Consider the following 12480-nt stretch of genomic DNA (forward strand, 5'->3'; position numbering starts at 1 on the left):
TGGCAATATCGGCGGGGTGCCTGCACCCACCGGAGCCCAGCATCTGGCCGACACGCTGACCGCTCTGGGGACCGAAGTCGTCTTCGGTCTCCCGGGGGTGCACAACCTGCCGTTATGGGAGGCGCTGGCCGATACGGACATCCGGCTCATCGGGGTCCGGCACGAGCAGACGGCCGGGTACGCGGCGGACGGCTACGCCCGCGCGACCGGGAAGCTCGGGGTCGCGCTGGTGACCACCGGGCCCGGGGCGGCGAACACGCTCGCCGCGGTCGGCGAGGCGATGGCTTCGGCCGCGCCGATGCTGGTCATCGCGACCGACATCCCCTCCACACTGCGCCGCCCCGGCGTGGTCCGCGGCGTGCTGCACGAGACTTCGGACCAGCAGGCGATGTTCGCGCCGGTCACCAAGGCCGGGTTCACCGTCCAGAGCGCCGACCAGGTCGCGCCCACGCTCCACCGTGCCGCCCGGCTCGCGCTCCAGCCCCAGAGCGGGCCGGTCTACGTGGGCATCCCGGCCGACTTCCTGTCCGCGCGGACACCCGGCCGGCGTCCGCCCTCCTCCCACGCCCGGCCGTTCGAGATCCCCGATCTCTCCGAGGCCGAGGCGCTGCTGGCCACCGCCGAGCGGCCGCTGATCTGGGCGGGCGGAGGCGCGCTCCGCGCCGGGGCGGGCGAGGCCATCGGCAAACTCGCCGAACTGCTGGCCGCGCCGGTACTCACCACGTTCGGCGCCCGCGGCCTCCTGTCGGTCGACCACCCCTGTCTCGCCCCGAACCCGGTGCACGCGCCCGAGGTCGGCGCGCTCTGGGACGAGGCCGACGTCGTGCTCGCCATCGGCACCGACTTCGACGGGCTGATGACGCAGAACTGGCTGATGCCGAAGCCGAAGAAGCTCATCGCCATCAACGTCGATCCTGACGACGCGGCCAAGAACTACCAGCCGGACGTCACCCTTGTCGGCGACGCACGCGTGCTCACCGAGGCGCTCAAGATCGAGGAACGGCCGGGTATAGCGGCCCTCGTGGGCAAACTCGCCAAGGTCTCCGCGCGGGTCCGGCAGCGGATCCGCGAGGAAGAGCCGCAGGCCGCGGACCTTCTGTCCACTTTGGACGAAGTGCTGCCGCAGGACGCCGTCGTGGTCTCGGACATGTGCGTGGCGGGGTACTGGATCGGCGGCTTCCACCGCGTCCGCGCGCCGCGCAAGCTCGCCTACCCGATGGGCTGGGGAACGCTCGGCTACGGCTTCCCGGCGGCGCTCGGCGCCGGTGCGGCGGGGGTCGGCCGCGCGATCTGTGTCAGCGGGGACGGCGGTTTCCTGTTCGGCTGCGGGGATCTCGCCACGCTGGCGCAGGAACAGCTGCCGGTCACGGTGATCATCGTCGACGACGGTGGCTACGGAATGCTCCGGTACGACCAGGACCGCGCCGGGCTGCCCCGCCGCGGCGTCGACTGGGACAGCCCCGATTTCGTCGGCCTGGCCAGGTCCTTCGGTGTGCACGCGGACCGGGTCTCCGGGTTCGGTCGCGCGTTCCGGCGGCTGCTCGGGGAGTTCGTCGAGTCCGACGAGCCGAACGTGCTGGTCGTCCGCGCGAAGATGAAGCCGCCGCTCAACACCTCCCCGCGCTGGTACCGCAAGGAATCTTCGTGACCGGGCTGCGCGTCGGCGTGGACATCGGCGGGACGTTCACCGATCTCTGCGTACTCGACGAGACCGGTGTCGTGGCCGTCGGCAAGGTGCTGACGACCCACGGCGAGCCGGCGCGCGCGGTCGAGGAAGGTCTGAGGAGGACACTCGCCGACGCGGGGCTGGACGCGGGCGACGTCGAACAGTTCGTGCACGGCACTACGCTGGTCACGAACGCGCTCATCGAGCGCAAGGGATCGCGGACCGCGCTGCTGGCCACCGCCGGGTTCCGGGACGTGCTGGAAATGCGGCGCGAGCACCGGTACGAGCTCTACGACCTGCTCATCGAACTCCCCGCCCCGCTGGTGCCGCGCCATCTCCGCTTCGACGTCCCCGAACGGATCCTCGCCGACGGTACCGTCCACACCGGACTGGACGAGGAGTACGTCGCCCGGCTCGGCCGTGAACTCGACGCCCGCGGGATCGACGCGGTCGCGATCTGTTTCCTGCACTCCTTCACCAATCCGGTGCACGAACGCCGGGCCGCCGAAGTGCTCAAGGAGGTCGCGCCGCGGCTGCGCGTCGCGCTGTCGAGCGAGGTCGTCCCGGAGATCCGGGAGTTCGAACGCGCGTCGACGACGGTCGCGAACGTCTACGTCCAGGACCTCACCGAGCGGTACCTGCGTGACCTGGAACGGCGTCTGCACGACGCCGGGGTGCGGCCGTCGCCGCACATCATGCTGTCCAACGGCGGGATCGCGACCGTCGACACCGCCGCGCGCTATCCGATCCGCATCCTCGAATCGGGCCCGGCGGGCGGCGCGCTGGCCGCGTCCGCCATCGGATCCGCGGCCGGCGTCGAGGATCTGCTGGCCTTCGACATGGGTGGCACCACGGCGAAACTCTGCATGATCTCCGGTGGCGCGCCGCTGGTGACGCACGAGTTCGAAGTGGACCGGAAGTACCGGCTGCTGCCGGGATCCGGGCTGCCGGTCAAGGTCCCGGTCACCGACATGATCGAGATCGGTGTCGGCGGTGGCTCCCTCGCCCGGATCGACGCGCTCGGCCTGCTCACCGTCGGCCCGGATTCGGCCGGGTCCGAACCCGGCCCGGTCTGCTACGGCCGGGGTGGCACCGAGCCCACCGTGACCGACGCCGACCTCGTGCTCGGCTACCTCGACCCTGGCTACTTCCTCGGCGGCGGAATGACTTTGGACGCCGAAGGCGCGCGCGAGGCGATCCGGGCGAAGATCGCCGAACCCCTCGGTGTCAGCGTCGAAGAGGCCGCCTGGGGCATCCACACCAGCGTCAACGAGGACATGGCCAACGCCGCCCGCGTGCACGCCGTCGAACGCGGCAAGGATCCGGCGAAGCTGCCGATGTTCACCTTCGGCGGTGCCGGGCCGGTGCACGGCGTCGGGGTGGCGCGGGCGCTCGGCGCACCCGTCGTGGTCGCCCCACCCGCGGCCGGGGTGATGAGCGCGGTCGGTTTCCTCACCGCGCCGCTGGCCTTCGATTTCGTGCGCTCGGCGCGGGCGGCGGTACTCGATCTTTCCTGGGAGCAGGTCGACGCGCTGTTCGCCGAGATGGAGGCCGAGGGCGGGGAACTGCTGGAGAAGTCCGGTGTGGACGGTGCGAAGGTGACCCACAGCCGGGTCGCCGAGATGCGGTATTCCGGGCAGGGCTACGAAATCCGCGTCCCGATCGAGCAGGGCGAGTGGCCGGAGTCTCTGGTCGACGCGTTCACCGAGACCTACCGGACGCTGTACCGGCGGACCGGGCCGGACGTCGCGGTCGAGGTGCTCAACTGGCGGGTCGTTTCGAGCGGTCCGGTACCGGAGGTCACCTTGAAGCTCGCCGGCGTTGTGGCCGAAGGTGACGCGCTCAAGGGAAGCCGACCGGCCTATTTCCCGCCAGCGGGTGGCTTTGTCGACACCGCCGTGTACGACCGGTATCGGCTCAAGCCCAGTGACCGTGTCGTGGGGCCGGCCATCGTGGAGGAACGTGAGTCCACTGTGGTCGTTCCGCCGGGCGCGAGCTGTCTCGTCGGTGAGGACGCCGGCTTGGTGGTGACGGTATGACCGTCGACCCGATCCTGGTCGGTGTGCTGGGAAACCGGCTGCACTCGATCCTGGCCGAACAGCAGAACGCGCTCGTCAACACGGCGTTCTCCTCCGTGGTGAGGGAATCACTCGACCTCGCCTGTGCGGTGTTCGATTCGCGCGGCGAGATGATCGGCCAGTCCGTCGGCGGAACGCCCGGCCACATCAACGCGATGGCGACCGGGATGCACCACTTCATCGCCGCGTATCCGCCGGAGACACTCGAACCGGGCGACGTGCTGCTCACCAACGATCCGTGGCAGACCGCCGGGCAGATCAACGACATCACCGTCGCCACCCCGGTCTTCCTGCGCGGACGGCTCGTCGCGTGGTTCGCTTCCTGCTGCCATGCCCCGGATATCGGGGGACGGCTGGTCTCGGCCGAGGCCCATGAGGTCTTCGAGGAGGGCCTGCGGCTACCGATCATGAAGTTCCTCCGCGCGGGTGAGGTCAACGCGGATCTCGAACTGCTGATCCGTGCGAACGTGCGCACCCCGGAGGAGACGATCGGTGACCTGTACGCCCAGGTCACCGGGAACGAAGTCGGGGCCGCCAGCCTGGTCCGCCTGCTGGAGGAATTCGAGCTGGAGTCGCTGGACGCCGTCGCCGCCGAGATCATGAACCGGTCCGAGCGGGCTTTGCGGGACGCACTCGCGAAACTGCCGGACGGCGTCTATACCAGCGAATTGGTCACCGACGGGTTCGACGACGAGGAGGTCGTCCTCAAGGTCGCCGTGACCATCGACGGCGAGGAGATCCATCTCGACTTCGCCGGATCCTCGCCACAGAGCCGTCGCGGGATCAACGTCGTCCTCAACTACACCCGGGCGTACGCCTCGTTCGCGGTCAAGGCGGCTATTTCGCCTGCGGTGCCGCATAACGCGGGTTCGTTCCGGCCGGTGCACGTGACCGCCCCCGAGGGCTCGGTGCTCAACTGCACGTCACCCGCGCCGGTCGCGTCCCGGCACCTGATCGGCCACTTCCTGCCCTCGCTGCTGATCACCGCCTTGCACGAGGCGTTGCCCGGCAACGCTTTGGCGCACAGCGCGGACGCGTTGTGGATGACCATCTGGCGCGGCGCCGATTCCTCGGGCGGCGAGTTCATGCTCAACGTCTTCCAGACCGGCGGGATCGGGGCGCGGGCCACCAAGGACGGCCTCAGCACCACCGGATTCCCGAGCGGGTTGCGCTCCACGCCGACCGAGGTCATCGAGACGATGGCGCCGCTGGTGCAGCGCGAGCGCGTGCTGCGGATCGATTCCGGGGGAGCCGGACGTCGGCGCGGCGGCCTCGGCCAGTGTACGGCGATGGCGGCGCGGGGCGAGATCTCGTGGAGTGTCAACGGAAACGTCGACCGGGTGCTTCGCCCGGCGTCCGGAGTGGACTCGGGGCATGATGGGGCCGCGGGCCGGTTCGGGCTCTCTGAGGGAGCCGACCTGCCGTCGAAGAGCCGGGTGAACCTGCGTCCGGACGACGTCGTCGACGTGACCCTCCCGGGCGGAGGCGGCTACGGCGATCCGTTCGATCGGGAGCCCGAGGCCGTGCTCGCCGACGTCGTCGACGGTTATGTCTCGGCGGAAGCCGCACGCGACCTGTACGGGGTCGAGGTCACTTACCACGGAGAACCCGGGGCCCTGGTGCGGCTTCCGGAGGATTACACAGCGATTTCGTCGAGAGGGAAGAGATGAGCATGGGTCGGCTGGCCGGCAAGGTCGCGGTGGTCTTCGGCGGCGCGAGGGGTATCGGTCTCGCCACGGTGAAGGAGTTCATCGCGGAAGGCGCGACCGTGTACTCGAGCGACATCCGTGAGCCCGCCGAATCCGTCGACGGCAACAATCACTCCCTTGTGGACGCCACGGACGAGGGGCAGGTCGACGCGTTCGTGCGCGGCGTGCTGGCCGAGACGGGGCGAGTCGACGTGCTGTTCAACAACGTCGGCATCCACCTCGGAAAGCCGCTCGCGGACACCACGCTGGCGGAGTTCGACAACATCTTCGCCCTCAACGTGCGGGCCGCGTTCCTGGGCGCGCGGGCCGTGCTGCCGCAGATGATCGCGCAGAAGGCGGGCAGCATCATCACGACGTCGTCCAACGGCGGTGTGATGGGCCGCCCCGGCGACCCGGTGTACAACGCGACCAAGCACGCGCTGGTCGGCATGACGAAGTCGATCGCCGTCGCGCACGCGCACCAGGGAATCCGGGCGAACACGGTCAACCCGGGCGCGATCGACACCGACATGCTGCGCGGCACGCTTTCCACCCCGGAGGAGTTCGAGGCCAAGCAGCACCAGCTCGTCTCGAGCACCCCGGCGGGCAGGGTCGGCGAGGCGTGGGAGGTCGCGAAGGCCGTCGTGTTCCTGGCGAGCGACGAATCCCGGTTCATCAACGGGGTCGCGCTCCCGATCGACGGCGCCAAGGCCGCGGGCGCCATGCCGGGGAACCGGTACAGTCTCGACTTCGAACTCGGTGTCAGGTAGCGCCGTGTCCACTGTGGATGCCGAGGCCACCCTGGCGCGCGATCGCTACCTGCTCGAACGGAGCGGGACGGCGGAACGCGTCGCCGAGATCCTGCGTCAGCGCATCACCGAAGGCGTCTTCCCGCCGGGGACAAGGCTTTCCGAGCCGTCGATCAGTGCCGCGCTCGGCGTCTCACGGAACACCCTGCGCGAGTCTTTCCAGCTGCTGGCGCACGAGCGGCTCGCGGTGCACGAGCTCAACCGCGGGGTGTTCGTGCGCGAGCTGACCGCGCAGGACATCGCCGACCTCTACGTCATGCGGCGGGTCACCGAATGCGGTGCGCTGCGGCGCGCCGCCGAACGGTCCACAGTGGACCTCGCCGGAATCGCGCAGGCGGTGCGCGACGGCCGAGCGGCGGCCGACGAAGGCGACTGGCACTCATGCGGGACCGCCAGCATCGCGTTCCACCAGGCGCTCGGCGACCTGGCGGGCAGCGAGCGGGTCAGTACGACGATGCGTCAGGTGCTGGCGGAGACCAGGCTCTTCTTCGTGCTGGCGGAGAACACGCGCGCGTTCTTCGAGCCGTTCCTGGAGCGGCACGAGCGGATCCTGCGCGATCTGGAACGCGGGCGGTTCGGGCCGGCGGAATCCGCACTGGAGAAGTACTTGCGAGACGCCGAGAAGCAACTTCTGGCCGCTTACGAGCGCAGGAGTTGAGGCTCCCTCCCGTGCTATGAACGGCCCGTTACTTGCAAATTTCTCAAGTAACGGGCCGTTCATAGCATGCGCGCCTAGCAGTTCAGCGACGCGGCCGCCCAGTCCGCATGGTCGGAGTCGACCCCGTCGCCGCCGTCGGTGACGACCAGATCGAGAACCTGGACCCCGGCGAGCTGGACGGACAGCTGCTGGGCGGATTGGCCCCGCTTCAGCACCTCCGTGCCTGCCAACCGTTTGCCGTCTCCGACGACCTCGAAGGCCACGCTGCCACCGGCCTTCTCGTCGTCGACCCCGACGGACGAGGCGAACGACGTGCACCCGCCACCGAGGTAGAGCCGGACCTTGGACGGCGCGTGGACACCCAGCCCGTCTTCGTAGGTGACGCCACCGATACTCATCTTGTGACCGTCACCGGCGGCTGATTCTCCGTTGCTGGTCCCGCGTTCCACCGGCCCGTACCCGTTTTCCGCCGACATGAACTTCGCCTTCGACAGCGTCGTCGGCCCCGCGGCGGGCGGGGTGACCAGTGGTGCGCTCCCGTGGGCGGACAACGACCGCTTGCCCCAGCCCGTCCGATAGTCGACGGTTCCGGAGACGTCGACGCGGTCCCCGCTCGGGCTGTCGGGTCGTACGGTCCAGCTGTGCTCCCACGACTTTCCCGGCGCGACGGAAGGAATCCACGCCTCGGCGCGACCGTCCGGCTGCCAGCCCGCCCCGACGGTGAGTTTCACCTTGCCCGCGGTCACCGGCGTCCGGCCGTCGTTGAACACCCGCAGGGTCGCGGTGAACGGCTTGTCCACGGCGGCGTATTCGGGGGACCGCAAGGAAAGTGTCGTATGAGGTGCGGCCTTCGCCTGCTTGGACGGCCAGACCCGGAAGGTCGCCGAACCGTGGCTCGGCAGCCCCGCCCGGAGTACGCCGGCGGACTCGGTCTCATCGCCGGTCCACAGATCCCGGACCCGGTAGCCGGCCGCGGCCGGGGCGCCGATCTCCCGGGCGGTGGCGGACACCGTCGCGGGCGCGGCGCCGCGGTTGAACAGCACGACGACCTGAGAGCCGTCGGACATCGGTTTGGCCCAGACCTCGGTGTCGCCGTCGTCGCGGATCTTGTGGCCTTGCTTGCCACCCCAGTCCTGGTTGACGGCGAGAAGTTCCTTGTTCAGCAGGATCTTCTTGGTCGCTTCGGACATCGAACGCAGATCGTTCCCGGCCAGCAGCGGGGCGTTCAACAGTGACCAGAGCGCGAAGTGGGAGCGGTACTCCGTGTCGGTCATCCCGCCGTTGCCGACTTCGAGCATGTCCGGGTCGTTCCAGCCGCCCGGCCCGGCGTATCCCTCCAGGCCGACCTGCTGGTCGAGCAGGCTGGTCATACTCGACCAGGTGTCACTGATGTCGCCGGTGGTGCGCCACAGTTGCGCGTCGGCGCTCTTGCCCCATTCCCAGGGTTTGTTCTCGCCCCATTCGCAGAGGGCGTAGACGATCGGACGGCCGGTCTTCTTCAGCGCCTCGCCCATTTTCGTGTACCGCTCCAGCGCGGGACGGCCCTGGTTGTGGCAGTTGTCGTATTTGAGGTAGTCGACGCCCCAATCGGCCCAGGTCCGCGCGTCGACCTCTTCGTGGTCGAGCGAACCGGGCATCGTCCTCGCACAGGTTTCCGTGCCGGCGCTGGTGTAGATGCCGAGCTTCAGGCCCTTACCGTGCACGTAGTCGGCCAAAGCCTTGATACCGCTGGGAAACCGGGTCCGGTGTGGTTCGTACTTCCCGTCGGCCGTGCGGTTCTTCTCCGCCCAGCAGTCGTCGAGGTTGACGTACTCGTAGCCCGCGGCCTTCATCCCGGACGAGACCAGGGCGTCCGCCGTCTCGCGGATGAGCTGTTCGTTGATGTCGCAGGCGAACTTGTTCCAGCTGTTCCAGCCCATTGGTGGTGTCGCGGCCGGTACTCCCGCGGGCGGGGGTGGGCTTTCCGCCGCGGAGACAGGTACGGCGTACAGGGTGGTGAGCGTGCAGGCGGCGACGAGCGCGCCAGCGAGACGACGCATGACTTCCTCCCAGAATGCTCAACTTTGAACAAACTTCCTCATCAACCAACAGGATCGACCGGTGAGGGTCAAGGGCCGATGGGATGGTGTCGGAAAATCACCGGAGGTCGCGGGGGCGTTCGCGTCGTGGCTGGATCCGGGTGAGGATGAGGGCACGAACTGAGGAGGAGACCATGGTGTCGTCGGCGTCCGCGCGGAATCCGTTGTGGCACCCCTTCGCGGATATGGGAGCGGTCGACGGCGATCGGCTGGTCATCACCCGCGGTGAGGGTTCCTACGTCTGGGACGACGAGGGGAAGCGCTATTTCGACGCGACCGCGTCGCTCTGGTACGCGAACTTCGGGCACGGGCGCGAGGAGATCGCGCAGGCCGTGGCGGACCAGTTGCGGACCCTGGATTCGTACAACCTGTTCGGCGGTTACGCCAACGAACCCGCGCTGAAGCTGGCCGAGCGGGTCTCCGCGCTGGCGCCGACGCCGGGTTCGAAGGTGTTCTTCGGCTCGGGCGGCGGGGACGCCATCGACACCGCGTTCAAGATCGCCCGGTCGTACTTCTCGCACACCGGACGGCCGGAGAAGGTGCACGTGATCGGCCGGGTGCAGGGTTACCACGGCACCCATGGTTTCGGCACGGCCGTCGGCGGGATCGCCGCCAACGCGGCGGGTTTCGGGCCGCTCCCAGGCGACGTCTCGCATGTGCCGTACGACAGCGCCGAGGCGCTGGAGGCGGAAATCCGGCGAGTCGGGCCGGAGCGGGTCGCGGCGTTCTTCTGTGAACCGGTGATCGGCGCGGGCGGGGTCCTGCTGCCGCCGGACGGGTACATCGAGTCGGTCGCGGAGATCTGCCGCAAGCACGGCGTGCTGTTCATCGCGGACTGTGTGATCGCGGCGTTCGGGCGGCTCGGGACCTGGTTCGGGATCGACCGGTGGGCCGTGAAACCGGACATGATCACGACGGCGAAGGGCATCACCGGCGGGACGATCCCGCTGGGCGCGCTGATCGTCGCGCCGCACGTGGCCGAGCCGTTCTTCACCGGGGAGCCCGGCGCGCCGGTGCTACGGCACGGCGCCACCTACGCGGGGCATCCGGTCGCGTGCGCCGCGGCGAACACGACACTGGACATCTACGAGCGGGAGGGGCTCATCCCGCGCGGCCGGGAACTGGAGAAACCTCTGGCGGACGCGCTTTCCGGGCTGGCCGCGCATCCGCTGGTCGCCGAAGTGCGGGCCGGGCTGGGCTTTCTCGCCGCGGTGGAACTGAAGGCCGACGTCCTCGCGGCCGACCCCGGTGCGCCGGGAAGGCTGCAGCGGACGGCGCGGGAGGAAGGCGTTCTGGTGCGGAACCTCGCCAAGGGGATCGCGGTGTCACCGCCGCTGATCGCGGGCGAGGCGGAACTGGACCTGCTCGCTTCGGCTTTGCCGCGGGCTCTGGACCGGCTCCGGGTCTGAGCGGTCGGTACCGGTGTTATGAACGGACCTTTCATAACGAGATTTGTCATGAAAGGTCCGTTCATAACGCGCACGAGGGCTGCGCGCTCGGCCATGAAGGGGAAGCCGACGGGACCGTTCCCTTCATGACACCCCCAGTGCGGCGAGCCCACGTGGGCCCGCCTCAGGAGAGGCGGAGTTCGCCGCCCTCAAGTTCCGCGAGGTCGTGCGGACGGGTGGGATCCATGGTCACCTGGAAGTCATACGCCATACCGGCACATTAACCACCCGCCCCGACAATTCCGGGAACTCATGCCCCCTGACCACGGTGAACTGCCACTTGTCGACCCCGCCGCCGATGATCTCGGCGTAGCGGCGGGCACCGTCCGCGTTGGCGAAGCGCACCTGTTGACCGTTGGTGAGATGGGTGATCTTGACCGCCATCCGTGCCTCCTCGAAGTCCGGTGCCGGCCCGCGGAGCTTCCCCCTCCGGGGCCGGCGCGAGACAGTAGAACACACGTTCGATCGACGCGGCCAATCGAGTCCCCCGGCCGGGTCATCGACGCATGGTCACCCTGGGCCAAGCGTCCAGTCCACGTGCGGTTTCGTGGGCGCGGATGGCGCGAAGACCGTCGCTGAGCTCCTCTTCGCCGAGGGTCTCGAAGCCGAGCCGGGCGTAGTACGGCGCGTTCCACGGCACCTCGGCGTACGTCGTCAGCGTGAGCCCCGCGAGGCCTTCGCTCGCCGCCCACCGCGCCGCGTGCTCGATCAACCGTCGCCCGAGTCCCTGCCGCCCGTGGTCCGGACGGACCGACACCTGCTCGATATGCCCGTAGCCGTCGACGACGTCGGCGAGCAGGTACGCCACCGGTCCGTCACCGCGATCGCACACCCACGCCCGGCCCGCGCGCTGGAAGGCGGCGAGATCGGCGATCGAGGGCGGGTCGTCGTCGGCGATCGCGGCCATGCCGAGCGCGCGGAACGGTTCGCCGGCGGCGCGTTCGATGTCCTGGAGCCCGGGCAGGTCTTCGGTGGTGGCGGGTCGGATCACGAATCGAGTTCTACCCGCTCCGCCGGGCGAAAGCGCGCGAATTTCCCTCGCGTCAGAGGGAAAACGACGCCACGGCCCGGTGGATCCGGCCCGCGTACGACTGGAGCGCCGCGATGGCGGCCCGTTTCGCCTCGTCGCCGATCCGGGTCGCGGGGGCGGCCATGCTCAGCACCGCGGGCCGGTGCCCGGTGCTCGGGATCGGGACGGAACACGACCAGACGCCGTCGTCCAGTTCGCCCCAGCTGACCGAATACCGGTTGATACCGGCGCGTTTGACCTCTTCACGCACGCTCGGCCCGCGGCGCTGGACGAGCAGGGAAAGCCGGCTTTCGCGTTCGCTCTCCGGCAGCATGGCGAGCAGCATCTTCCCGGACGCGCCCGCGCCGAGCGGGACGGAATGGCCGGGCTGGAAGGTGAAGCGCATCGCGCGTTCGCATTCGACGCGGTCCGCGCAGACGGCGGAATCGCCGAAATGCTGGAACAGCAGGACCGTCTCGCCGAGGTCGCGGGCGGCCTCCTCCATGGCCGGGCGCGCCAGCCTCGCCAGATCGTTGGCCAGCTGCGCGGCCCGCGCGAGCGGCATCACCTGGCTCGTCACGTGGTAGCGGCCGGTCTTTCCCTCCTCCAGAAGCTGGAGTTCCTTCAGCAGTGCGACATAGCGATACGTGGTGGCGACCGGGGTGCCGATCCTCGCGGCGAGTTCGGCGACGCTCGCGTCCCAGCGCCGTTCGGAAAACGAAAGCAGCAGCTGCAGTACTTTGCGTGAGCTGCTGGCGCCGGGGGTGCGTTTCGGAGGAGCGGCGGTGTCTGCGGATCGTGCGGCAGTCGTCATCTCGACCTCTCGCCAGAGCAATCACGAAGAGTCAAGAAAGTAGCACATTGTGTGAATAGTCGACCAGGGACTTTGGTCCATGAACAAGCGGACTTCTTGCTGGGTTCGGGCATAGGGAAAAGCCCTTGGCAGGCAGGATCGCCCGGAGACGATCGAAGAGACCGCCGCGCTCGTCGACGAAGCGGGCGGCCGGGGAATCGCGGTCCGCGTCGATCACCTGGTTGCCGACGAG

At 69.1% G+C, this 12480-nt stretch carries 10 protein-coding genes; 6 read left to right on the forward strand and 4 right to left on the reverse strand.

Translation table 11 applies throughout. The features are described 5' to 3' along the window. Positions 1-16 precede the first annotated feature (16 nt). The 5 genes from ACLJRL_RS00685 to ACLJRL_RS00705 are packed head-to-tail and all read left to right on the forward strand — an operon-like array spanning position 17 to position 6899. Positions 17-1648, forward strand: coding sequence for a thiamine pyrophosphate-binding protein (locus ACLJRL_RS00685; RefSeq protein WP_410654000.1), 1632 nt, complete (start codon positions 17-19; stop codon positions 1646-1648). Further along, positions 1645-3705, forward strand: coding sequence for a hydantoinase/oxoprolinase family protein (locus tag ACLJRL_RS00690; RefSeq protein WP_410654001.1), 2061 nt, complete (start codon positions 1645-1647; stop codon positions 3703-3705). The genes ACLJRL_RS00685 and ACLJRL_RS00690 overlap by 4 nt, the downstream gene beginning before the upstream one ends. Further along, a complete protein-coding gene (locus ACLJRL_RS00695) occupies positions 3702-5414 on the forward strand; it encodes a hydantoinase B/oxoprolinase family protein (protein WP_410654002.1) in 1713 nt (570 codons plus the stop codon). Before ACLJRL_RS00690 ends, ACLJRL_RS00695 begins: the two co-directional genes overlap by 4 nt. A gap of 2 nt (positions 5415-5416) precedes the next feature. Then, positions 5417-6202, forward strand: coding sequence for an SDR family NAD(P)-dependent oxidoreductase (locus ACLJRL_RS00700; RefSeq protein WP_410654003.1), 786 nt, complete (start codon positions 5417-5419; stop codon positions 6200-6202). A gap of 4 nt (positions 6203-6206) precedes the next feature. After that, entirely contained in the window at positions 6207-6899 is a 693-nt protein-coding gene (locus ACLJRL_RS00705; RefSeq protein ID WP_410654004.1) for a GntR family transcriptional regulator, read from the forward strand. A 74-nt stretch (positions 6900-6973) separates the two neighbouring features. On the opposite strand, the gene ACLJRL_RS00710 is transcribed toward ACLJRL_RS00705, so the two are convergent. After that, a complete protein-coding gene (locus ACLJRL_RS00710) occupies positions 6974-8938 on the reverse strand; it encodes an NPCBM/NEW2 domain-containing protein (protein ID WP_410654005.1) in 1965 nt (654 codons plus the stop codon). A gap of 173 nt (positions 8939-9111) precedes the next feature. On the opposite strand from ACLJRL_RS00710, the gene ACLJRL_RS00715 reads away from it, so the two are divergent. Then, a complete protein-coding gene (locus tag ACLJRL_RS00715; protein ID WP_410655114.1) occupies positions 9112-10386 on the forward strand; it encodes an aspartate aminotransferase family protein in 1275 nt (424 codons plus the stop codon). 228 nt (positions 10387-10614) lie between these two features. Here the strand turns inward: ACLJRL_RS00715 and ACLJRL_RS00720 are convergent, their stop codons facing one another. From ACLJRL_RS00720 to ACLJRL_RS00730, 3 genes are all read right to left on the reverse strand, one after another. After that, the gene (locus ACLJRL_RS00720; RefSeq protein WP_410654006.1) at positions 10615-10809 is read right to left on the reverse strand and encodes a hypothetical protein; all 195 of its coding nucleotides are present in this window, start codon (positions 10807-10809) and stop codon (positions 10615-10617) included. Between the two features lie 112 nt (positions 10810-10921). Next, complete coding sequence (locus ACLJRL_RS00725) at positions 10922-11416, reverse strand: GNAT family N-acetyltransferase (RefSeq protein WP_410654007.1); 495 nt, start codon at positions 11414-11416, stop codon at positions 10922-10924. 52 nt (positions 11417-11468) lie between these two features. Next, the gene (locus tag ACLJRL_RS00730; RefSeq protein ID WP_410654008.1) at positions 11469-12248 is read right to left on the reverse strand and encodes an IclR family transcriptional regulator; all 780 of its coding nucleotides are present in this window, start codon (positions 12246-12248) and stop codon (positions 11469-11471) included. Positions 12249-12480 lie beyond the last annotated feature (232 nt).

It is taken from the genome of Amycolatopsis sp. lyj-112, assembly GCF_046549055.1.
Lineage (GTDB): Bacteria > Actinomycetota > Actinomycetes > Mycobacteriales > Pseudonocardiaceae > Amycolatopsis.

Coding starts and splice junctions, on each gene's coding strand:
- ACLJRL_RS00695 (WP_410654002.1), top strand. CDS start 3,702: ATGACCGTCGACCCGATCCTGGTCGGTGTGCTGGGAAACCGGCTGCAC.
- ACLJRL_RS00700 (WP_410654003.1), top strand. CDS start 5,417: ATGGGTCGGCTGGCCGGCAAGGTCGCGGTGGTCTTCGGCGGCGCGAGG.
- ACLJRL_RS00710 (WP_410654005.1), bottom strand. CDS start 8,938: ATGCGTCGTCTCGCTGGCGCGCTCGTCGCCGCCTGCACGCTCACCACC.
- ACLJRL_RS00715 (WP_410655114.1), top strand. CDS start 9,112: ATGGTGTCGTCGGCGTCCGCGCGGAATCCGTTGTGGCACCCCTTCGCG.
- ACLJRL_RS00720 (WP_410654006.1), bottom strand. CDS start 10,809: ATGGCGGTCAAGATCACCCATCTCACCAACGGTCAACAGGTGCGCTTC.
- ACLJRL_RS00730 (WP_410654008.1), bottom strand. CDS start 12,248: ATGACGACTGCCGCACGATCCGCAGACACCGCCGCTCCTCCGAAACGC.